The sequence below is a fragment of the Mediterraneibacter gnavus ATCC 29149 genome, assembly GCF_008121495.1.
GTDB lineage: Bacteria > Bacillota > Clostridia > Lachnospirales > Lachnospiraceae > Mediterraneibacter > Mediterraneibacter gnavus.
On record NZ_CP043051.1, the window covers coordinates 2,786,452 to 2,809,566 of the forward strand.

At 44.5% G+C, this 23,115-nt stretch carries 20 protein-coding genes; 19 read left to right on the plus strand and 1 reads right to left on the minus strand.

What is annotated here, in order from left to right; genetic code table 11:
- The first annotated feature begins 8 nt into the window (after window positions 1-8).
- The 8 genes from ilvB (at window position 9) to FXV78_RS13835 (ending at window position 8,762) form a co-directional block, all read left to right on the plus strand.
- Entirely contained in the window at window positions 9-1,688 is a 1,680-nt protein-coding gene (gene ilvB / locus FXV78_RS13800) for a biosynthetic-type acetolactate synthase large subunit (RefSeq protein WP_004840776.1), read from the plus strand.
- 46 nt (window positions 1,689-1,734) lie between these two features.
- Window positions 1,735-2,817 carry a 3-phosphoserine/phosphohydroxythreonine transaminase gene (serC, locus tag FXV78_RS13805; RefSeq protein ID WP_009243827.1) on the plus strand — a complete coding sequence of 361 codons (1,083 nt, stop codon included), beginning with the start codon at window positions 1,735-1,737 and terminating at the stop codon, window positions 2,815-2,817.
- A gap of 1 nt (window position 2,818) precedes the next feature.
- Window positions 2,819-3,982 carry a phosphoglycerate dehydrogenase gene (locus FXV78_RS13810; protein ID WP_009243826.1) on the plus strand — a complete coding sequence of 388 codons (1,164 nt, stop codon included), beginning with the start codon at window positions 2,819-2,821 and terminating at the stop codon, window positions 3,980-3,982.
- Window positions 3,983-4,139: 157 nt separating this feature from the next.
- Window positions 4,140-5,528 carry a 2-isopropylmalate synthase gene (locus FXV78_RS13815; protein WP_004840772.1) on the plus strand — a complete coding sequence of 463 codons (1,389 nt, stop codon included), beginning with the start codon at window positions 4,140-4,142 and terminating at the stop codon, window positions 5,526-5,528.
- Between the two features lie 22 nt (window positions 5,529-5,550).
- Window positions 5,551-6,216 (plus strand): GntR family transcriptional regulator, encoded by a 666-nt coding sequence (locus tag FXV78_RS13820; protein ID WP_004840771.1) that lies wholly within the window; start codon window positions 5,551-5,553, stop codon window positions 6,214-6,216.
- 13 nt (window positions 6,217-6,229) lie between these two features.
- Complete coding sequence (locus FXV78_RS13825; protein WP_004840770.1) at window positions 6,230-7,426, plus strand: NADP-dependent isocitrate dehydrogenase; 1,197 nt, start codon at window positions 6,230-6,232, stop codon at window positions 7,424-7,426.
- Window positions 7,427-7,627: 201 nt separating this feature from the next.
- Window positions 7,628-8,119 carry an RNA polymerase sigma factor gene (locus tag FXV78_RS13830; RefSeq protein WP_009243824.1) on the plus strand — a complete coding sequence of 164 codons (492 nt, stop codon included), beginning with the start codon at window positions 7,628-7,630 and terminating at the stop codon, window positions 8,117-8,119.
- Window positions 8,112-8,762 (plus strand): zf-HC2 domain-containing protein, encoded by a 651-nt coding sequence (locus tag FXV78_RS13835; protein WP_004840765.1) that lies wholly within the window; start codon window positions 8,112-8,114, stop codon window positions 8,760-8,762. Before FXV78_RS13830 ends, FXV78_RS13835 begins: the two co-directional genes overlap by 8 nt.
- A gap of 32 nt (window positions 8,763-8,794) precedes the next feature.
- Here FXV78_RS13835 and FXV78_RS13840 read toward each other — a convergent pair whose 3' ends face one another.
- A complete protein-coding gene (locus FXV78_RS13840) occupies window positions 8,795-10,720 on the minus strand; it encodes an ABC-F family ATP-binding cassette domain-containing protein (protein WP_009243823.1) in 1,926 nt (641 codons plus the stop codon).
- 151 nt (window positions 10,721-10,871) lie between these two features.
- Here FXV78_RS13840 and FXV78_RS13845 point away from each other — a divergent pair, with 151 nt between their 5' ends.
- The 11 genes from FXV78_RS13845 (at window position 10,872) to FXV78_RS13890 (ending at window position 23,107) form a co-directional block, all read left to right on the plus strand.
- Window positions 10,872-11,516 (plus strand): redox-sensing transcriptional repressor Rex, encoded by a 645-nt coding sequence (locus FXV78_RS13845; RefSeq protein ID WP_009243822.1) that lies wholly within the window; start codon window positions 10,872-10,874, stop codon window positions 11,514-11,516.
- Window positions 11,517-11,604: 88 nt separating this feature from the next.
- Window positions 11,605-13,104 carry an NAD(P)H-hydrate dehydratase gene (locus FXV78_RS13850; protein ID WP_039959283.1) on the plus strand — a complete coding sequence of 500 codons (1,500 nt, stop codon included), beginning with the start codon at window positions 11,605-11,607 and terminating at the stop codon, window positions 13,102-13,104.
- A gap of 2 nt (window positions 13,105-13,106) precedes the next feature.
- Window positions 13,107-14,255: an alanine racemase gene (alr, locus tag FXV78_RS13855; RefSeq protein WP_023923676.1), complete on the plus strand. Its 1,149-nt coding sequence runs from the start codon at window positions 13,107-13,109 to the stop codon at window positions 14,253-14,255.
- Window positions 14,256-14,352: 97 nt separating this feature from the next.
- The gene (locus tag FXV78_RS13860) at window positions 14,353-14,700 is read left to right on the plus strand and encodes a type II toxin-antitoxin system PemK/MazF family toxin (RefSeq protein WP_004840758.1); all 348 of its coding nucleotides are present in this window, start codon (window positions 14,353-14,355) and stop codon (window positions 14,698-14,700) included.
- Between the two features lie 99 nt (window positions 14,701-14,799).
- Window positions 14,800-15,531, plus strand: a complete 732-nt coding sequence (locus FXV78_RS13865; protein ID WP_004840755.1) for a YebC/PmpR family DNA-binding transcriptional regulator — start codon at window positions 14,800-14,802, stop codon at window positions 15,529-15,531.
- A gap of 100 nt (window positions 15,532-15,631) precedes the next feature.
- A complete protein-coding gene (locus FXV78_RS18485) occupies window positions 15,632-15,763 on the plus strand; it encodes a hypothetical protein (RefSeq protein WP_009243819.1) in 132 nt (43 codons plus the stop codon).
- A 135-nt stretch (window positions 15,764-15,898) separates the two neighbouring features.
- Window positions 15,899-16,678: a CFI-box-CTERM domain-containing protein gene (locus FXV78_RS13870; protein WP_009243818.1), complete on the plus strand. Its 780-nt coding sequence runs from the start codon at window positions 15,899-15,901 to the stop codon at window positions 16,676-16,678.
- Window positions 16,671-17,945, plus strand: a complete 1,275-nt coding sequence (locus tag FXV78_RS13875; protein ID WP_004840748.1) for an O-acetylhomoserine aminocarboxypropyltransferase/cysteine synthase family protein — start codon at window positions 16,671-16,673, stop codon at window positions 17,943-17,945. The genes FXV78_RS13870 and FXV78_RS13875 overlap by 8 nt, the downstream gene beginning before the upstream one ends.
- A gap of 153 nt (window positions 17,946-18,098) precedes the next feature.
- Window positions 18,099-18,788: a ClpP family protease gene (locus tag FXV78_RS13880; protein WP_004840746.1), complete on the plus strand. Its 690-nt coding sequence runs from the start codon at window positions 18,099-18,101 to the stop codon at window positions 18,786-18,788.
- A 64-nt stretch (window positions 18,789-18,852) separates the two neighbouring features.
- Window positions 18,853-21,417 (plus strand): DNA translocase FtsK, encoded by a 2,565-nt coding sequence (locus tag FXV78_RS13885; RefSeq protein ID WP_009243817.1) that lies wholly within the window; start codon window positions 18,853-18,855, stop codon window positions 21,415-21,417.
- Window positions 21,418-21,436: 19 nt separating this feature from the next.
- Complete coding sequence (locus tag FXV78_RS13890; protein ID WP_039959302.1) at window positions 21,437-23,107, plus strand: formate--tetrahydrofolate ligase; 1,671 nt, start codon at window positions 21,437-21,439, stop codon at window positions 23,105-23,107.
- Window positions 23,108-23,115: the final 8 nt, after the last annotated feature.

Consider the following 23,115-nt stretch of genomic DNA (forward strand, 5'->3'; position numbering starts at 1 on the left):
AGAGCATCATGCAGTTAAATGGAGCAGAGATTGTGATCGAATGTCTGAAAGAACAGGGTGTAGATACTGTATTCGGATATCCGGGGGGAGCAATTTTAAATGTATACGACGCTCTCTATGAGCATAGTAATGAAATCAGGCATATCCTGACTTCCCATGAACAGGGTGCGGCGCATGCGGCAGACGGGTATGCAAGAGCAACCGGCAGAGTGGGAGTGTGTCTGGCTACCAGCGGCCCGGGGGCAACGAATCTGGTGACAGGAATCGCAACGGCCTATATGGATTCCATTCCGGTCGTAGCGATTACCTGTAATGTAGGGGTTTCCCTGCTTGGAAAAGACAGCTTTCAGGAAATCGATATTGCAGGGATCACCATGCCGATCACCAAACATAACTTTATTGTCAAGGATGTGGAAAAACTGGCAGAGACAATCCGCAAGGCATTCCGGATCGCGCGCAGCGGCAGACCCGGGCCGGTTCTGATCGATATCCCGAAAGATATTACAGCAAACGTGACAGAATATCTTCCCCGGGAAGCAGAGTTCCCGCCGAGAAAGACGGAAACCATCACAGAGGAGGCACTTTCACGTGCTGTGGAGATGATCGAAGCATCCCAAAAGCCGTTTATTTATGCAGGGGGCGGCGTTGTCCTTTCGGGGGCGAGCAGAGAATTGCGTGAATTCGCAGAAAAGGTGGATGCTCCGGTGACAGATACTCTGATGGGAAAGGGAGCATTTCCGGGAACAGATCCGCGTTACACAGGGATGGTCGGAATGCATGGAACCAAGACATCCAACTATGGAGTCAGTGAGTGCGATCTGTTGATCGCGGTAGGAGCCAGATTTGATGACCGTGTAACGAGCGATACAGAAAAGTTTGCGAAGAATGCACAGATTTTGCAGATTGATATCGATCCGGCAGAGATGAACAAAAACGTGTTGATCGATCATGGAATCGTCGGAGATTTGAAAGAAGTTTTAATGCGGTTGAATGCAAGACTTGAGGAACAGTCACATCCGGAGTGGATGGAACAGATTGCAGCGTATCAGAAAGAATATCCGCTTCAGTATGAGGATGGAAAGCTGACCGGTCCGTATATCGTAGAAGAGATTTACAGGCAGACAAAAGGAGATGCAATCATTACGACAGAAGTAGGACAGCATCAGATGTGGGCTGCACAGTATTATAAATATAAAGAGCCAAGGACGCTCTTGTCATCCGGAGGACTTGGAACAATGGGATATGGACTTGGCGCATCCATCGGAGCCAAAATGGGCTGTCCGGAAAAGACCGTAGTCAATATCGCCGGAGACGGATGTTTCCGTATGAACATGAATGAGATCGCAACAGCTGCGAGATATCAGATTCCGATCGTACAGGTCGTGGTGAACAATCATGTGCTTGGTATGGTACGCCAGTGGCAGAATCTCTTTTACAATCAGCATTATTCCCAGACAATCCTGGATGATGCGGTGGATTTTGTAAAGCTGGCACAGGCGCTTGGAGCAGAAGGAATCCGTGTGACAACAAAAGAAGAGTTTGCAGACGCTTTTGCAAAAGCAGTAAAGATGCAGCGTCCTGTTGTGCTGGACTGCCAGATCGACCAGGATGACAAGGTGTGGCCGATGGTTGCGCCGGGAGCTGCGATCAGCGAAGTGTTTGATGAGATGGATTTGAACGAAGAATAAATTTTCTTTGTTTCAATATAAAAATGAAATTCAGGAGGAAAAGAAGATGAGTAGAGTGTACAATTTTTCAGCCGGACCGGCAGTGCTGCCGGAAGAAGTGCTAAAAGAAGCAGCAGATGAAATGTTAGATTACAGAGGAACCGGAATGTCGGTTATGGAAATGAGTCATCGCTCGAAAGCCTTCGAGACGATTATTCAGGAAGCAGAGGCAGATCTCAGAGAGCTGATGGATATTCCGGACAATTACAAGGTTTTATTTTTGCAGGGCGGAGCATCTCAGCAGTTTGCGATGATTCCGATGAATCTGATGAAGAACCGGGTGGCAGATTACATTGTGACCGGTCAGTGGGCAAAAAAAGCAGCGGATGAGGCAGAAAAGTATGGAACCGTAAACCGGATCGCATCTTCTGCAGACAAGACTTTTTCTTATATTCCGGACTGTTCGGATCTTCCGGTTTCAGAAGATGCAGATTATGTATACATCTGTGAGAATAATACGATTTACGGAACAAAATTTAAAGAACTGCCGAATACAAAAGGAAAGACGCTGGTTGCAGACGTTTCTTCCTGTTTCCTCTCTGAGCCTGTAGATGTCACAAAATATGGAGTGATCTATGGAGGCGTACAGAAAAATATCGGACCGGCAGGTGTTGTGATCGTGATTATCCGGGAAGACCTGATCACAGAAGATGTGCTTCCAGGCACACCGACGATGCTGAAATACAAAACGCATGCAGATGCGGATTCTCTCTACAACACTCCGCCTGCATACGGAATCTATATTTGCGGAAAAGTGTTTAAGTGGCTGAAGAAGATGGGCGGCCTTTCTGCGATGAAAGAGAAAAATGAAAAGAAAGCTAAACTGTTGTACGATTTTCTGGACGAAAGTAAGTTGTTCAAAGGAACCGTGGAGAAAAAAGACCGTTCTCTGATGAATGTTCCATTTGTGACAGGAGACAAAGATCTGGATGCCAAATTTGTGAAAGAAGCAAAAGAAGCCGGACTGGAAAATCTGAAGGGACACCGTACTGTAGGCGGAATGCGTGCAAGTATTTACAACGCAATGCCGTATGAAGGAGTAGAAGCTCTCGTTGCGTTTATGAAGAAGTTTGAGGAGGAAAATGCGTAGTATGTATCAGTATCATTGCCTGAATCCAATCTCTCAGATTGGACTCGATAAATTTACAGAGAACTATCAAAAAACAGAGGCTGCAGAGGCGGCAGACGCAATTTTGGTCAGAAGTGCATCTATGCATGAGATGGAACTGCCGGAGAACCTGAAAGTTGTGGCAAGAGCAGGTGCAGGTGTGAACAATATTCCTCTGGATCGTTGTGCGGAGAAAGGGATCGTAGTATTCAATACACCCGGAGCCAATGCAAATGGTGTGAAAGAACTCGTAATTGCAGGAATGCTTCTGGCAGCCCGTGACATTATCGGAGGTATCAACTGGGTGCAGGAGTACGAAGAAGACGGAGATATCGCAAAAATCACAGAAAAGAAGAAGAAAGCTTTTGCAGGAACGGAGCTGGAAGGAAAAAAAATAGGAGTGATCGGTCTGGGAGCGATCGGAGTTCTGGTGGCGAATGCAGCGACACATCTGGGAATGGAAGTATATGGATATGACCCGTATGTATCCGTAGATGCGGCATGGAAGCTTTCCAGAAATATTCATCATGCAAAATCCGTGGATGAATTGTACAAAGAGTGCGATTATCTGACCGTTCATGTTCCGGCACTGGACGATACAAAAGGAATGATCAACAAAGACGCCATCAGTCTGATGAAAGACGGGGTAGTGATCCTGAATTTTGCGAGAGATGTACTGGTCAATCAGGAAGATATCGTGGATGCTTTAGTATCTGAGAAAGTGCGCAGTTATGTGACGGACTTCCCGACAAAAGAGATCGTAGGTGTCAGAGGCGCAATCGTGATTCCGCATTTGGGAGCTTCCACAGAAGAGTCTGAGGATAATTGCGCCAAAATGGCAGTTGCAGAAGTGATGGATTATCTGCAGAACGGAAATATTACACATTCTGTAAATTATCCGGACTGCGATATGGGAGTGAAAGGAAGCGGAGCAAGAATTACAATCCTGCACCGCAACATCCCGAATATGCTGGGACAGTTTACAGCACTTCTGGCAGGCGAGGGAATGAATATTTCCCTGATGGCAAATAAGAGTAAGAAGGAATATGCTTATACGATGATCGACGTAGAATCCGAGGTTTCCGGACAGATTGCGAAAGCACTGGAAGCAGTAGAAGGTGTTCTGAAAGTAAGAGTGATCGTGTGAGAAAAAGGCAGATGTTATCTGATTGAAAGGATCAGGGCATCTGCCTTTTGCAGTTATAGTAAGAAAAATTACTATTGACAATACATGTATGAGTGTATACAATTATACAAGAACTTTTACTAAGTAGAGTGCTAAAGAGTGGACGGAGGAGAAAATCATGGAAAATAGAAAAGTACGTTTGAATCAGCACACAAATCTTCTGGAACTGGAAGAACACATGTATCCACTGGTGGATGTAGATACGCCGAATGTGTTCCGGAATCTGTTCCATTATGATGAAATCCCAAAGATTGCATTCAATGACCGTATTGTGCCGCATAATATGCCGGATGAAATCTGGATCACAGATACGACATTTAGAGACGGACAGCAGTCCAGAGCTCCTTATACAACAGAGCAGATTGTGACGATTTATGATTATTTCCATCGTCTGGGAGGTCCTAACGGAAAGATTCGTCAGAGTGAGTTTTTCCTGTACAGCAAGAAAGATCGGGATGCGGTCTACAAATGTCTGGAGAGAGGATATCAGTTTCCGGAAGTGACAAGCTGGATCCGTGCCAGTAAAAAGGATTTTCAGCTGGTAAAAGATATCGGTCTCAAGGAGACAGGGATTTTGGTCAGCTGTTCCGATTATCATATTTTTTACAAGCTGAAGATGACGAGGCGGGAAGCGATGGAACATTATTTATCTGTTGTGCGTGAGTGCATGGAAACCGGAGTTCGGCCGAGATGTCATCTGGAAGATATCACACGTTCTGATATTTACGGTTTTGTGATTCCGTTTTGTCTGGAACTGATGAAGCTGATGGAAGAGTATCAGATCCCGGTCAAGATCCGTGTCTGTGATACGATGGGATATGGGGTGAATTTCCCGGGTGCAGTGATTCCGCGTTCTATTCCGGGAATCATCTATGGTCTGATGACACATGCGGGCGTGCCAAGTGAACTGATCGAATTCCACGGACACAACGATTTCTATAAAGCAGTCAATAATTCGACGACAGCGTGGCTTTACGGAGCCTGCGGAGTGAACTGTTCCTTGTTTGGTATCGGAGAGCGTACGGGTAATACACCTTTAGAGGCAATGGTATTTGAGTATGCACAGCTTCGAGGAACACTGGATGGAATGGATACAACGGTTATTACAGAGCTGGCTGAATATTATGAGAAGGAAATCGGATACAGAGTGCCATCGAGGACACCGTTTGTCGGAAAGAATTTTAATGTCACAAGAGCTGGAATCCATGCGGATGGAATGCTCAAAAATGAAGAGATCTATAATATATTTGATACAGACAAATTCCTGAACCGCCCAGCGCTGGTTTCTGTTTCCAATACATCCGGAGCGGCGGGAATCGCCTACTGGATCAATGCCTACTATAAACTTCCGCAGGGCAGTCAGGTGGATAAAAATTCAGAACTGGTCAGCCGATTGAAAGAGTGGGTAGATAAGGAGTATGAAGAAGGTCGCGTTACAGTCTTGACAGATGACGAATTAATTGCCAAAATAGATAGTATATGTAAGGAACTGCATATAAAATTGTAGCTGGGAGGCTGACAGATAGAAAATGGGCGAATATCAGGATAATTCTCTGGGAAGCCGTGTGTTCCAGAGACTCCGCGAAGACATACTGAGCGGAAAATATAAAGAGCATGATGAACTGCGGGAGAATACACTCGGAAAAGAGCTGGGGGTAAGCCGGACACCGGTCAGAGAGGCACTCAGGCAGCTGGAGCTGGAAGGACTGGTCACGATCATACCGAACAAAGGAGCGTATGTGACCGGAATTTCATCCAAGGATATCAGAGATATCTATATCCTGCGTTCTATGCTGGAAGGGTTGTGTGCCAGATGGGCAACAGAGCATATTACGGAGGAACAGCTGGATGAGCTGGAAGAAGTGATTCTTCTATCAGAATTCCATATGAAAAAAGTAAGTGGAAATAATGCAGACCAGGTGACAGATCTGGATGGCAAATTCCATAAGATTTTGTATGAAGCATCGGACAGCCGGATTTTAAGCCATGTCCTGATGGATTTTCATAAATATGTGCAGCAGGCAAGAAGAAACTCTGTCGTTTCAGAGGAGAGAGCCAGAAAGTCGATCAGAGAGCACAAGCAGATCCTTCGTGCGATTCGAGACAACGATGCAGATCTGGCAGAGCAGCTTGCAAACGAACACATCCTGCATGTGATGCAGAATTTGAAAAAACAGGGATACGAAGAAATTTAGGAGGATACGGAACATGGAAAAAATTAAGATGACCACACCAATCGTGGAAATGGACGGGGACGAGATGACAAGAATTCTCTGGAAGATGATCAAAGAAGATCTTCTGGAGCCATACATTGACCTGAATACAGAATATTATGATCTGGGGCTGGAGCACCGCAATGAGACGAACGATCAGGTGACAGTAGATTCTGCAAATGCGACGAAAAAATATAAAGTGGCAGTCAAATGTGCGACGATCACTCCAAATGCGGCGCGTATGGAAGAGTATGATCTCAAAGAGATGTGGAAGAGTCCAAATGGTACGATCCGCGCTATTTTAGACGGAACAGTTTTCCGTGCTCCGATTGTTGTAAAAGGAATTGAGCCTTGTGTAAAAAGCTGGAAGAAGCCAATTACGATCGCAAGACATGCATATGGGGATGTGTATAAAGGATCCGAGATGAAGATTCCGGGTGTTGGAAAAGTGGAGCTGGTCTACACAGCAGAAGACGGAACGCAGACAAGAGAGCTGGTTCATGAGTTTACAGGCGCAGGAATCGTACAGGGAATGCATAATGTCAATGAGTCGATTGAAAGTTTTGCAAGAAGCTGTTTCAATTATGCACTGGACACAAAACAGGATCTCTGGTTTGCAACAAAGGATACAATTTCCAAGAAATATGACCATACATTTAAAGATATTTTCCAGGAAATCTACGATGCAGAATATGATGAGAAGTTTAAAGCAGCGGGAATCGAATATTTCTATACATTGATTGATGATGCCGTAGCGCGTGTGATGAAATCAGAGGGCGGATTTATCTGGGCATGTAAGAACTATGACGGTGATGTGATGAGCGACATGGTGTCTTCAGCATTTGGTTCTCTTGCAATGATGACATCGGTATTGGTTTCTCCGGAAGGGTATTATGAGTATGAAGCGGCACATGGTACGGTACAGCGTCATTATTACAAGCACTTAAAAGGGGAAGAGACTTCTACAAACTCTGTGGCAACGATCTTTGCATGGTCCGGAGCGCTGAGAAAACGCGGAGAGCTGGATGGAAACAAAGAATTGATGGAGTTTGCTGACAGACTGGAAAAAGCTACGATCGATACGATTGAGGCAGGAGAGATGACAAAAGATCTGGCACTGATCACAACAATTGAGAATCCGACAGTCTTAAACAGTGAAGGATTTATCAAAGCAATCGCGAAGAGATTGTAAAAGAAAATAGAAAAGTGGGGTGAAAAATCTTACATCGGATTTTTCACCCCGTTTTTTATACCCCGGGTGAGAGAATGATCACGAGATAAAACAGGGCAAAAAAACAATTTTGTAAAGTATGTATTTTTTTATATAATAAAATGAAAAGATTTGTAACGTTTTAGAATGTGAGCAGTTATTAAGGTGAAAGGAGGGGGAGATGTGGAGTTCGAAAAAATATATCAGCTGTATTTTCGGGAAGTTTTTCTATATGTTCGCAGCCTGACGCCGGATGAAGTGACAGCAGAAGAAATTGCGCAGGAGACGTTTGTAAAAGCATTAAAATCTCTGAATCAATTTGACGGGAGAAAGGATATCAGAGCCTGGCTTTTTACAATTGCGAAGAATACATATTTTAGCTACTGCAGACGAAAAAAGCATGATGCAGATTGGACAGAGTATGAAAACATAGTAGATGTAGGAGTTCATTTTGCAGAAAATCTGGTGAATGAAGAAAAGGCATTTTTGATTCACAAGTTCCTTCACAATATGGAAGAACCATATAAAGAAGTGTTTAATTTGCGGGTGTTTGGAGAACTTTCTTATGAAAAAATCGGAACATTATTTCAAAAAAGTTCCGGCTGGGTGAGAGTTACTTTTTATAGAGCGAAAAAGAAAATTGAAGAGTATATGGAGGAGCAGGGATATGAGTAAAATCAGTTGTAATGTAATACAGGATATCATGCCGCTGTATGTAGATGAAATTGTGAGTGAGGATACAAAGAAGCTGGTAGAAGAACATTTGAAGGAATGTGAAGACTGCAGAAAAGAAATGGAAAAAATGCGGGCAAAAATAATATTGCCGAATAAGAAAAAAATCAATCAGGCAGAAAAAGAACTGTTTCAGAAATTAAAACACAGATTGATCAACCGTAGGATCGCAGCAGCAATACTTGGGGCGATTCTTGTGTGCGCCCTTCTGGCAGGAGTTTATACAATTCTGGTGCTTCCGAAAGAGCCGATCCCGTTTGATCCACAGAAAATGGAAGTGGAAATAGTCGGAGAGGATGCCTATTTATCCTATGCAGGAAGTGATTCGGCAGGCTCTGTTTTTTGTAACCCTGTAACAGTGGGAGAGGGAGCAGAAAAAAGGGAAATTGCAATGGTTTATTTAAATCGAAACCTGTGGTCCACATATATACAACCTCATTTGCAAGAGCAGAACGAAGATGAGATGATCTATCTCGGAAAAGCTGCGGATATGGATATCATATACTATGGAAAGTTTGATGTGGAAAATTTTTATGAAAAAATACCGGAGATATTAAAAGAAATGACTCCTATCTGGAAGAAGTGATATTAGAAAATGAAATGGAAAGGACTCGCAGATTATTCTGCGAGTTCTTCCCATTTTTCGTACAGTTCTTCCAGTTCGGTATTGTTTGCATCTTTTTCCAATGCAAGTTCCTGACATTTGACAGAATTGGAATAGACTTCTTCCTGCGTCATCAGCTCGTCGATTTCCACATTTCGTTCTTCCAGAACAGCAATTCGGTCTTCCGTCTTTTTCAGTTCATTTTTTCGTTTTCGTTCTTTTGCCTGCAGTTCCTTTTGTTCCTGCCAGCTTAGTTTGGAGTCTGAAGGTGTCGATTCGGTGGTATTTTGAGGAACTGTCTGATCAGCAGCCGGGGTGGCGTATGCGGCGGTCAGTTCTTCTTTTTTCTCCAGATAGTAATCATAGTTTCCGATATAATTGACAAAAGTCTGGTTGACCAGTTCCAGAATCCGGGTGGCAGTCTGGTTGATAAAGTACCGGTCATGGGATACGTACAGAACCGTGCCGGTATATTCGTTGAGTGCCTGCTCCAGAATTTCTTTGGAAGTAATATCCAGGTGGTTGGTCGGCTCGTCAAGAATCAGAAAATTGGCTTCTGAAAGCATCAGTTTTGCAAGAGAGACACGTCCTTTTTCTCCACCGCTTAAATCCCGGATCAGCTTGTAGACATCGTCTCCGGTAAACTGAAATGCTGCAAGAGTGTTTCGGATCTGCGTATTGGTGAGTGTCGGATAATCGTCGGAAATCTCGTCGAAAATAGTTTTTTCATTGTGCAGCACATGATGTTCCTGATCGTAGTATCCGATCTGAACTTTAGAACCCAGTGTAAAACTTCCGGAATCCGGTTCTACGACCTGATTGAGTATTTTCAAGAGTGTTGTTTTTCCGGTTCCATTGTCTCCGATGATCGCTACGTGCTCTCCGCGCTTGATTTCAAAGCTGATATCATGGAATAACACCTGACTGTCAAAACGTTTCCCGAGGGATTCGATACTTAAAACGTCATTTCCACTGACTTCGGAAGGTTCCAGTGTAAAGTGCATCTCTCTTGCCGCTTCTGCGGGTCTTTCGACAGGTGTGATTTTGGAGAGCATTTTTTCCCTGCTTTCCGCGCGTTTGATTGATTTTTCACGGTTGAAAGAGCGCAGTTTTTCAATGACTGCTTCCTGATGCTTGATTTCACGCTGCTGGTTTAAATATTCTTTGAGCTGCGCATCCCGGATCATCTGTTTTTTCTGTGCATAGTCTTTGTAATTGCCGGTATACATGCGTACAGAGCCGTTTTCAATCTCGATGACCTTTGTCACAACGCGGTTTAAGAAAAACCGGTCATGGGAAACAATCAGAACTGCACCCGGATAGTTCAGAAGATACGTCTCCAGCCAGCTGATGGAGTTCAGATCCAGGTGGTTGGTCGGTTCGTCCAACAACAGGATATCTGGTTTTGTGAGCAAAAGTTTTCCGAGAGATACCCTGGTTTTCTGACCGCCGGAAAGGGTGTCTGTGGGTTTTGAGAATTCTTCTTCTGTAAAGCCAAGACCTTTTAAAACACCGGTGATCTCACTTTCGTAGGCGTAACCGTTTTTCGATTCAAATTCTGACATCAGCCGGTTGTAAGTGTTTAAACGGTTTGTCAGTTCCTCTCCGGAAAGAGATTTTAACTCCAGTTCGATGGCGCGGATCTGGGCCTCCAGAGCGATAATATCAGATTTTGCAGTTTTTAGTTCTTCATAGATCGTGTTTGTAGTATCCAGATTCTGATGCTGGGCAAGATAGCCAAGCGTCTTTCCTTTTGTCAGAATAACGTCTCCTTCATCCAGAGGCAGTTCTCCTACGATCATTTTGAAGATTGTTGATTTTCCTGCACCGTTGACGCCGACAAGTGCAGCTTTTTCACGGTCTTCTACATGAAAAGAGCCATCCCGGACAATGAGATGGTCGCCGAATGATTTATTTAAATTATGACATGCGAGTATCATGAAATTCCTCCTGTATTTTGACAATAACTGATTATTTCGAATCATCACCATTTCATTATAACGAAAACACGGCAAAATACAATATAAAAGTTTGACTTATCTTTCACAATTCTATATAATAAGAAAAGATTAAAATTGGAGGGTACAATCAGTGGAAGAAAGAAAAATATCCCGTGCAGTTATCAGCAGGCTCCCCAGATATTATAGATACCTTGGAGATTTGATGGAAGATCAGGTGGAGAGGATCTCATCCAACGATCTAAGTAAGAAGATGCATGTCACGGCATCCCAGATTCGACAGGATCTCAATAATTTCGGGGGATTCGGGCAACAGGGATACGGGTATAATGTAAAATATTTATATACGGAGATCGGCAAGATTCTCGGACTGGACAGAAGCCACAATTTCATTATCATAGGTGCAGGTAATCTGGGACAGGCTCTTGCTAATTATGCCTCTTTTGAAAAAGGCGGATTTATTTTAAAAGGACTTTTTGATGTGAATCCCCGGCTTGAAGGAGTTGCCATCCGCGGAATTCCGGTACGGATGATGGATGAGCTGCAGGAATTTCTTCAGAACAATGAGATTGAGATTGCAGCACTGACGATTCCAAAATCGAAAGCAAAAGAAGTTGCAGAGTTATTAGTGGACAATGGAATCCAGGCTATCTGGAATTTTGCACATACAGATCTGAATCTGCCAAAAGATGTGATCGTAGAAAGCGTACATCTTTCAGACAGTCTGATGAAGCTGTCATATAATGTCAGTCGTCACCGGGAAGAACAAAACAAGTAAGAATAACTCAGTTCATGTGCAAAGGCGTGTGGTCGGAAAATATCTGGCTGCACGTCCTTTCTTTTCAGGAGCAGAAGGGAGATCGGGTATGAGATATTTACCAGACGGAGCGTGGATGCAGAGAGCGGATGAATATACGATTCAAAAGATCGGGATTCCTTCTCTGGTATTGATGGAGCGGGCAGCTCTGAAAACAGTGGAAGTGATGAAAGAGAAAGGAATCAGTCTGGATCACTGTCTTGTTGTGTGCGGAAGTGGAAATAATGGTGGAGATGGATTCGCCGTTGCAAGACTTCTTTATCTGGAGGGAAAAGATGTGTGTGCGGTTTTTGCAGGGAAAGAAACATCCATGAGTGAAGAATGCAGACAGCAGAGGCAGATCGCATCCAATCTGGGTGTTTCCGTTGTCACAAACATTCCCCCAAAAGAATATACTGTTGTCATAGATGCTGTGTTTGGTGTAGGTTTAAGCAGGACGATCGAGGGGCATTATAAAGATGTGATCGAAGAAATGAACCAGATACATGCAGAGAAAGTGGCAATCGATATTCCGTCAGGAATCAGCTCTTTTGACGGACAGGTGCTGGGAACGGCATTTCATGCGGACTTGACAGTTTCTTTTGCATGTGAGAAACTGGGAACTGTTTTGTTTCCGGGATCCGATTATGCGGGCGAGGTAATCCCTGTGGAAATCGGGATCGGGACAAAACTTTTTGAAGAAAATCCGGAAGTCTGTTACACATTGGAAAAATCGGATCTTTCCAAATTTCTTCCGGATCGGAAAAAGAATTCCCACAAGGGAAGTTATGGAAAGATTCTGATGATCACGGGCAGTAAGGGGATGTCTGGTGCGGCATACTTAAGTGCACGTGCAGCTTATATAAGTGGTGGCGGTCTGGTACAGATCTATACAGAAGAATCGAACCGGACGATTTTGCAGCAGCTCTTACCGGAAGCGATCGTATCCACCTATACAGAATATGAGGAAGAAAAACTGCAAAGTCTTTTGAAGTGGGCAGATGTAATCTGTATCGGATGCGGACTTGGAAAAAGCAGGACCGCCGGGCAGATACTTTCTTATTTGATGAAATATGCAGAGGTCCCATGTGTGATCGATGCAGACGGTTTGAATCTTTTGGCGGATCATATGGAACTTCTTCCAAAAGAAAAAAAGCCATTTGTACTGACACCACATATGAAAGAAATGGCAGGACTTTTGGGGTGTACCATCCCGGAACTTGGGAAAAACAGATTTGCTGCGTTAAAAGAATTTACAGACAGCTATGGTGTTGTTTGTGCACTGAAGGATGCACGTACGCTTGTGGCAGGAAAAGACCGGCAGATGTTTCTGAATACTGCTGGAAACAGTGCGATGGCAAAGGCCGGTTCCGGCGATGTGCTTGCCGGAGTGATCACAGGGCTTCTGGCGCAGCATATGAAAGTGTATGAAGGGACTGTGCTGGGAGTGTATCTTCATGCCTGTGGAGGAGATGCAGCCAGAGAGAGGAGAGGCGCTTACAGCGTTCTGGCAGAAGATCTGACAGAGGGGATCGCAGCTTGTATCAAAAAGACAGAAAAGGGGAGATAATGATGGAAAAACACAGCAGAGTGTATGCAGAGATTGATCTGGATGCAATTTCATATAACATGGAACAGATGAAAAAGAGGGTTGGAGAAGGCGCAAAATTTATTGCCGTAGTGAAAACAGACGGATATGGACATGGTGCGGTTCCGATTGCCTGTATGCTGGATGACGATCCGGATGTATGGGGCTATGCGACTGCGACTCTGGAAGAAGCAGTGGAGCTTCACAGAGCGGGAATTCAAAAACCGACGATGGTGCTGGGATGTGTGTTCCCGGACCAGTATGAAGAAATGATAAAAGAAGAGGTGCGCGCCACAGTATACACACTGGATATGGCACATGAGATTTCGAATCTTGCCCGAAAGTTGGGAAAAACAGCGTATTTTCATATCAAGATCGATACAGGGATGGAACGGCTCGGATTTCCGGCAACAGAGGAGAGCGCAGATCTCATCGGGCAGATTGAAAAACTTCCGAATGTATGCCTGGAAGGAATGTTTACGCATTTTGCAAAAGCAGATGAGCTGGATAAAACATTTTCAGAAGAGCAGTACAGAAAATTTGTATGGATGAGAAATGAGGTTGAAAAGCGGGGGATTTCGATTTCGCAATACCATTGCGATAACAGCGCGGGAATCATTGATTTTCCACAGTGGAAACAAAATCTGGTCCGTGCGGGAATTGCGTTGTACGGACTGTATCCGTCAGAGGAAGTAAAAAAAGAGACTGTGGACTTAAAGCCGGCACTTCGCCTGGTCAGCCACGTCAGCTTTGTGAAAGAAGTAGAGCCGGGAGCTTCCATCAGTTACGGAGGGACTTTTACGGCAGATAAGAAAATGAAAGTGGCTACCATTCCGGTAGGATACGGGGACGGTTATGCGAGAGGCTTATCTAATCGCGGAGAAGTCCTGATCCGTGGGAAAAGAGCACGGATACTGGGACGTGTCTGTATGGATCAGTTTATGGTAGATGTGACTGATATTCCGGATACTGTATTTATGGATGAAGTCGTTCTGATCGGAAGAGACGGAGACGATGAGATCACGGTGGAGGAACTTAGCGAGATCTGCGGTCGTTTCAATTATGAATTTGTCTGCTGTCTTGGAAAAAGAATTCCCCGGGTTTATAAGGGGAGCAATCTTTTGGAAAAATAAATGTCAGTTGAATACATCCGATAAAAGCGGGAATACTCAAGTATACTTCCCTGAGGGGGAGAAAATTGAAGTATAAGAATCGGAGTGTGAATAGAACGTGACAGTCAGACGAGGGGATATTTATTATGCGGATTTAAGTCCGGTGATCGGTTCAGAACAGGGCGGTGTGCGGCCGGTGCTGGTTATCCAGAATGATGTGGGAAATAAGCACAGTCCTACAGTGATCTGTGCAGCGATCACATCCAGAATGAACAAAGCAAAGCTGCCTACACACATTGAAATCAGTGCAAAAAAATACCGGCTTGTGAAAAATTCAGTGGTACTTCTGGAGCAGATCAGAACATTGGACAAAAAGCGGCTGAAGGAGTATATCTGCCATGTGGACGGAACATTTATGGAAGAAGTCAATGAAGCGATCCGCATCAGCCTGGAACTTCCTACATAACGGAAATGGGCGGGAAATGTCAGCGTTACAACTTTACAGAACGAAAAAAGAGTGATAAAATGGAACAACGAGTTTATGAGATAAAAGGAGAATTGAGCAATGTCAGGACATTCAAAATTTGCAAATATTAAGCACAAAAAAGAGAAAAATGATGCAGCAAAGGGAAAGATTTTTACGAAGCTTGGTAGAGAGCTTGCGGTTGCAGTAAAAGAAGGCGGCGGTCCGGATCCGGCAAACAACAGCCGTCTGCGTGATGTGATCGCAAAGGCGAAAGCAAACAACATGCCGAATGATACGATCGACAGAAACATCAAGAAAGCGGCAGGAGAAGGTTCTGGAGACAACTACGAACACATCACATACGAGGGATACGGGCCAAACGGAACAGCGATCATTGTAAAGACACTGACAGACAACAAGAACCGTACTGCATCCAACGTAAGAAATGCATTCACAAAAGGAAGCGGAAATGTAGGAACACCGGGATGCGTCTCTTTTATGTTTGATGAAAAGGGACAGATCATCGTTGCAAAAGAAGACTGCGATATGGATGCAGATGAACTGATGATGATGGCTCTGGACTTTGGGGCGGAAGATTTTTCAGAAGAAGAGGAGAGTTTTGAGATTCTGACTGCTCCGGAAGATTTCAGTGAAGTGCGCCTGAAATTAGAGGAAGCAGGAATCGTCATGGCAGATGCGGAAGTGACGATGATCCCGCAGACTTATGTGGAGCTGACAAGTGAAGAGGATATCAAAAATATCCAGAAAACACTGGATCTTCTCGATGAGGATGATGATGTTCAGGACGTGTACCACAACTGGGATGAGTAAGCACACCTTACATAGATTTTAAATAGTGATAATGAAACTATAATAAACATACATTAGAATGGTATCAGAAGTTGTTTATCAATGGTTTGGAGGTATCACTATGGTAAAAGAAAGAAGAAGTGCAAAACGGATTAAATATGATATGGTTCGTGTTTACTCCAAAATGGAGACTCATGTAGATGGGAAAGCAAAAAGTGTTTTCAAAAGAAAGCCTTATGCTCTCGCAAAATAAGAATAAAGAACAGGTCTGTCGGTATCTGGAAATCCGGCAGACCTGTTTCTTTATGCAAAAAAATTGAAATGCAGTATCAGATATGCTATACTGAACAATGGTATAAAAGGAAATACAACAAAAAGAGGAATGCCAATGAGTCAGAATAGCTTACAGAATGATTTGATTGTTTTGTATGAAAAAACCAGAGAAAAAGTACGGGGATTTCAGAAGAAAACATATCAGTCAGACATGGGAATTTTAAAAGAAGAAAATCAGACACTGCTGGAATGTGTGAAAGAAACAATTGAAAAATCTGAAAAATGTATGCAGGAAGTTGCGGGGTATGTTCCGGAATATGCATCGGAGATGCTCTCTCAGATTGATTCCAAGCGAAAAAGAGAAGCGGCAGTTATTGATCACAACATGGCTATGGTAGCTTTTTTTGTTCCGCTGATGGGGGAAATTCAGAGTACGCAGACGAAGATATTTACGGAGAAAATCGTGGAGTTATGGAATCAGAAGGTACCTGGCAGCAAAATCGGACACTCGGATGCTGCAAGTATTGAGAATGGGTTTAAAAAAGGAGTTTTCTGTTATATTACAACAGCTGTCTGTAAGAGTCTGAACAAGCCAGATGATTGCTATGAACTGAATCTTTTGAGGGAATACAGAGATCAGTATCTGATGGGGACAAAGGATGGAGAGATTCTTGTAAAAGAGTATTATAATATTGCTCCGACAATCGTAAAGCGGATTGACCGCAGTCCGGACGCATCAGAAATTTATGCGGATATCTGGGAAAAGTATTTAAAGCCGTGTGTACGCCTGATTGAAGCGGGCGAACAAGAAGAATGCAGAGAATTGTACACAAAGATGGTTCGTTCTCTGGAGAAGAAATATTTGTATTCAGTAGGAGGAGAGAAAAATGAGTAATTACAAGACAGAGACAAAATGTATACAATCCGGATATGAACCGGGTAATGGAGAGGCGAGAGTTCTTCCTATTTATCAGAGTACAACATTTCGATATACAAGCAGTGAACAGATGGGGCGTCTGTTTGACTTAGAGGAGTCCGGTTATTTTTATACCAGACTTCAGAATCCGACCAATGATGCGGTTGCTGCAAAAATCTGTGATCTGGAAGGCGGAGTGGCAGCAATGCTGACATCATCCGGACAGGCAGCTAATTTCTATGCGATTATGAATATCGTGGAAGCGGGAGATCATATTGTCTGTGCATCTGCTCTTTACGGAGGTACCTACAATCTGTATGCCCATACGATCAAAAAAATGGGTGTAGAAGCTACGTTTGTAGATCCTGAGTGTACGCAGGAAGAGCTGGATGCAGCATTTCAGGAAAATACAAAAGCAGTATTTGGAGAGACAATCGCCAATCCTGCCCTCGTTGTTCTGGATCTGGAAAAATTTGCAAATGCCGCACATGCACATGGTGTGCCGTTTATTGTGGATAATACATTTGCAACACCGATCAACTGCCGTCCGTTTGAATGGGGCGCGGATATTGTGACACATTCTACTACAAAATATATGGACGGACATGCCGCTTGCGTGGGCGGTGCGATCGTGGACAGCGGAAATTTTGACTGGGAGACACACAAAGAAAAATTCCCGGGACTGACAACTCCGGATGAGACATATCATGGAATTGTATATACAGAAAAATTTGGCAAAGGTGCGTATATTACAAAGGCAACTGCACAGCTGATGAGAGATCTCGGCTCTATCCAGTCACCGCAGAATGCATTTCTGTTAAACATCGGACTGGAGACACTGCATTTAAGAGTGCCGCGCCACTGTGAAAATGCAGTTAAGGTGGCAGAGTATCTGAAAAATCATGAGAAGGTGGCATGGGTGCGCTGTCCATCACTTCCGGGAGACAAATATTATGATCTTGCGCAGAAATATATGCCAAACGGAACCTGCGGTGTCATCACATTCGGTCTCAAAGGCGGCAGAGACGCTGCAGTTGAGATGATGGATCGATTAAAAATGGTAGCGATCGTGACACATGTAGCGGATGCCAGAAGCTGTGTTCTTCATCCTGCCAGCCACACGCATCGTCAGATGAATGACAAAGAGCTGGTAGAAGCAGGCGTTCAGCCGGATCTGATCCGTTTCAGTGTGGGAATTGAAAATATAGAAGATATTATTGCGGATGTCGAGCAGGCACTTCGTTAATTCAAGATGGTATGGATGTATACAAGAGGCATCCATACCATTTTTGCGTGAAAAATCATCATTTTCCGTATAAACAAGGGCGGTTGATCGAATACTAAAGTATCCGGCTGTCCAAGTACAGACCTGAAAATAGAGAAAAGAAGGTAGAAGATCATGGAAAATGAGGAGAAGCAAAGACAACGTCTGGATAAAAACGAAGAGATTAAAGAGACCGGCACCTTAAATCTGAATGGAAACGGGCACAAAGCGAACATACAGCTTCTGACGATCATTGGAGAGATTGAAGGGCATGAGGCTGTTTCCGGAAACACAAAAGCCACCAAATATGAGCATTTGATTCCAAGACTGGCAGAGGTGGAGGATGACGATGAAGTGGATGGAGTTTTGATTTTACTCAATACACTGGGCGGTGATGTGGAGGCAGGGCTGGCGATCGCGGAAATGATCGCATCCTTAAGCAAACCAACGGTCTCTCTGGTTCTGGGAGGAAGCCACTCCATCGGCGGACCGCTTGCAGTTTCCGCAGATTATTCTTTTATTGTGCCGAGTGGAACAATGATCGTGCATCCGGTGAGATCCTCCGGGATGTTTATTGGAGTGATTCAGAGTTATCGTAATATGGAAAAGACGCAGGATCGGATTACCCGGTTTATCGCAGCTCATTCGCAGATTACCAAAGAACGTCTGGAAGAATTGATGTTGGATTCCACACAGTTGGTAAAAGATGTCGGGACTATGTTAGAAGGGGAAGATGCAGTCAGAGAAGGCATGATCGATGAGGTTGGAGGAATCAGCATGGCATTGAAAAAGCTGCGGGAAATGATCCGGCAGAAAAAATGTTAATGACACACTTTTCAATTGATGTTATACTAGATGTAGTATGTGTAATTATCAAGGGGGAAGTATTATGGCTGCAAAGTCAACAAGGAAAAAGAAAACTACAAGAAAAAAGTCATCCAAAAATCAGGCAAGTACATCCCTGAACAGTGAAATTTTGATTCTGGTCATGTTTGCGGTCTGTGTGCTGATGCTTTTAAGCAATTTTGGAGTCATAGGGATTGCAGGCAGTGCGATCTCTTCTGTACTCTTTGGTTTTTTCGGAGTGATGGCATATATTCTGCCGTTTCTCTTATTTGGCGTGGTTGCTTTTGGAATTTCGAATAAAGGCAATACACACGCCTACATAAAAATTGCAGCATGTGTGGCCTTATTGTTTGCAATCTGTGCATTTTTCCAGCTGGTGATGCATCCTTTTGATGCCAAAGAAAGTCTGTGGAGCTATTATCAGTATGCCAGTGATTACAGAAAAGCGGGCGGTCTTACAGGGGGCTGTCTGGTGAAGATTCTGTGTCCGTTTATTGGTGTGGTAGGCGCTTATGTGGTACTCGTTGTACTTATGGTAATCTGTGTGATTCTGATCACAGAACGTTCTCTGCTTGCACCTCTTGGAAAAGGAAGCAAAAAGGCGTATGCAGATATGAAGCGCCGGCAGGGAGAAGCATCTGCCCGGCGTGCGAAGAACAGAGAAGAAAAACGAAGACAGGCAGAAGAAGCAAAGACAGAACCGAATGATTCTTCCAGAAGAAGTGATCATAAAGTATCGGGTGTTTCTTTTGCAACAACGCTGCAGGCCCAGGAAAGTGAAGTGCCAAAGGAGACAACAGCGAAAAAGCGTAAAAAGAATTCTTCAGGAAAAGATCCGGATATGCGGGAACTGACTGTTTCACAGGAATCGGATTTTTCAGAGTCACTGCCGTCTCCATTTGAAGATTTTGTGATCAATCGTCCGGAAAGCACGGCGTCGGATGCGAGCGCAGTGGATACTCCATTATGGGAGAATGAACCGGAACCGGCAGAAGAGGGCAACATGACGCAGGAGGATGTTCCGGAAGAGTCAGTCCGTACAAGGAAGAAGACCAAGGCGAGTGCGGCAGCTGTGGAAGCAGAGACTGTTCAGGTAGAACAGAGTATCAAAGAGCAGGAGCAGCAGCCGAAGAAAGTGTACAAGATTCCGCCAATGAATCTTCTGACAAAAGGGAAAAAGGGCGGCGGAGACTCGGATGCCCAGTTGCGCGCCACGGCCCAGAAACTGGAGCAGACCCTGCAGAATTTCGGGGTTCGCGTTCATGTAACAAATGCAAGCTGCGGACCGTCTGTGACGCGGTATGAGCTGCAGCCGGAACAAGGTGTGAAGGTAAGTAAGATTGTAGGTCTGGCAGATGACATCAAATTAAATCTGGCAGCGGCAGATATCCGGATCGAGGCGCCGATTCCGGGAAAAGCAGCCGTTGGGATTGAGGTCCCGAACCAGGAGAATACGGCAGTGATGCTTAGGGACCTGTTAGAATCCGGGGAATTTAAAAATTCCACAGCGAATATTCCGTTTGCCGTGGGAAAAGATATTTCAGGAAAGACGGTGATCGCAGATATCGCAAAGATGCCGCATTTACTTGTGGCAGGAGCGACAGGATCCGGAAAGTCGGTATGTATCAATACGCTGATCATGAGTATTTTATACCATGCAGATCCGGAAGAAGTAAAACTGATCATGGTGGATCCCAAAGTAGTGGAACTAAGTGTCTATAATGGAATTCCGCACTTGCTGATCCCGGTCGTGACGGACCCGAAAAAAGCAGCAGGCGCTCTGAACTGGGCAGTCGCTGAGATGATGAAGCGGTATCAGCTGTTTGCCCAGCAGAATGTCCGGGATCTGAAAGGATACAATGAAAAGATTGCGCAAATGACAGAAGAAGGAGCTCCGAAAAAACTGCCGAAGATTGTGATCATTGTAGATGAGCTGGCGGATCTGATGATGGTGGCGCCGGGGGAAGTAGAAGGCGCGATCTGCCGTCTGGCGCAGCTTGCCAGAGCGGCGGGACTGCATCTGATCATTGCAACACAGCGGCCTTCGGTGAATGTCATCACAGGTCTGATCAAGGCCAATATGCCGTCCAGAATCGCATTTTCTGTCTCATCAGGAGTAGATTCCAGGACGATCATTGATATGAATGGAGCGGAGAAACTGCTTGGAAAGGGAGATATGCTGTTTTATCCGACAGGATATCCAAAACCGGTCCGTGTGCAGGGATCCTTTGTTTCAGATAAAGAAGTGCAGAAGGTTGTGGACTATCTCATCGAACACAACGGAAATGCCTCCTACAGTGAAGAAGTGGAGGAGCACGTAAATTCCGATCTGCCGTCACCGGTTCCTGGGATACAGGGAGCCGGGGTGCAGGATAATGCAAATGAGCAGGATGCATATTTTGCAGATGCAGGACGGCTGATCATTGAAAAAGAAAAAGCATCCATTGGAATGCTCCAGAGGATGTTTAAAATCGGCTTCAACCGGGCAGCCCGGATTATGGATCAGCTTGCCAGTGCAGGAGTGGTCGGAGAAGAAGTCGGAACAAAACCAAGAAAAGTACTGATGACAAAAGAAGAATTTGAACAGTACATTCAGGAAAATTTATAATGCAGTGGAGGAAGAAATGATGAAAACAGATATTCAGATCGCACAGGAAGCAGAATTAATGCACATCAAAGACGTGGCAGCGTCTATCGGAATTTCAGAAGAGGAACTGGAGTTTTATGGAAAGTACAAAGCGAAGCTCTCCGATGAACTCTGGGAGAACGTAAAAGACCGCAAGGATGGAAAACTGGTTCTTGTGACAGCCATCAATCCGACCCCGGCAGGAGAAGGAAAGACCACGATCACAGTAGGTCTGGGTGAGGCATTTGCAAAAATGAATAAAAAGGCAATCATCGCACTGCGTGAACCATCTCTTGGACCATGTTTTGGAATCAAAGGCGGAGCAGCAGGAGGCGGGTATGCACAGGTTCTCCCAATGGAAGATCTGAATCTGCATTTCACCGGAGATTTCCACGCGATCACTTCTGCGAATAATCTGCTGGCTGCCATGTTGGATAATCACATTCAGCAGGGCAATGCATTGGGAATTGATCCGAGAAATATTGTCTGGAAACGCTGCGTGGACATGAACGACAGAGTTCTTCGCAACATCGTAGTAGGACTTGGAAACAAGATGGATGGAATGGTGAGAGAAGACCATTTTGTGATCACAGTCGCATCTGAGATCATGGCAATCCTTTGTCTTGCAGATGATCTTGCAGATCTGAAACGCCGCCTGGGACGAATCATCGTGGCATATACATTTGAAGGCAATCCGGTAACAGCAGACGATCTTCAGGCAACAGGCGCCATGACTGCACTGTTAAAGGATGCGATCAAACCGAATATGATCCAGACACTGGAGCACACACCGGCACTGGTACACGGCGGACCGTTTGCCAATATCGCACACGGCTGCAACAGTGTCCGCGCGACAAAGCTGGCTTTAAAAATCAGCGATATTACAATTACAGAAGCCGGATTCGGAGCGGATCTTGGAGCTGAGAAATTTATGGATATCAAATGCCGTAAAGCGGGATTAAAACCGGACGCAGTGGTACTTGTAGCGACAGTGCGGGCACTGAAATACAATGGCGGAGTTGCAAAACAGGATCTGGGCGAAGAAAATCTGGAAGCACTGAAAAAAGGAATCGTGAATCTGGAAAAACACATTGAGAATATTCAGAAATACGGCGTTCCTGTTGTAGTAACACTGAATTCCTTTGTTACAGATACGGAAGCGGAAAATGAATTTATCCGCAGCTTCTGTGAAGAAAGAGACTGTGAATTCGCCCTTGCAAAGGTATGGGAAAAAGGCGGAGAAGGCGGAATCGAACTGGCAGAAAAAGTGTTGGATACACTGGAGAATAAGGAAAGCAATTTCCATGTACTGTATGAGGATGAACTTTCTCTGACAGAAAAGATCGAGAAGATTTCAAAAGAGATTTACGGGGCAAACGGTGTTGTCTATGAGCCGGCTGCAAAGAAACAGCTTGCGAAGATCGAAGAGATGGGATTTGGACATTTCCCTATCTGTATGGCAAAGAATCAGTATTCTCTGTCAGATGATGCGAAAAAACTGGGACGTCCGGAAAACTTTGACATCCATATCCGTGAAGTTTATGTCAGCGCAGGTGCCGGATTTGTCGTTGCTCTGACAGGTGCGGTGATGACAATGCCTGGACTTCCGAAAGTCCCTGCTGCAAATAACATCGATGTAACAGATGACGGTAAAATTACAGGACTGTTTTAAAGGAGTAT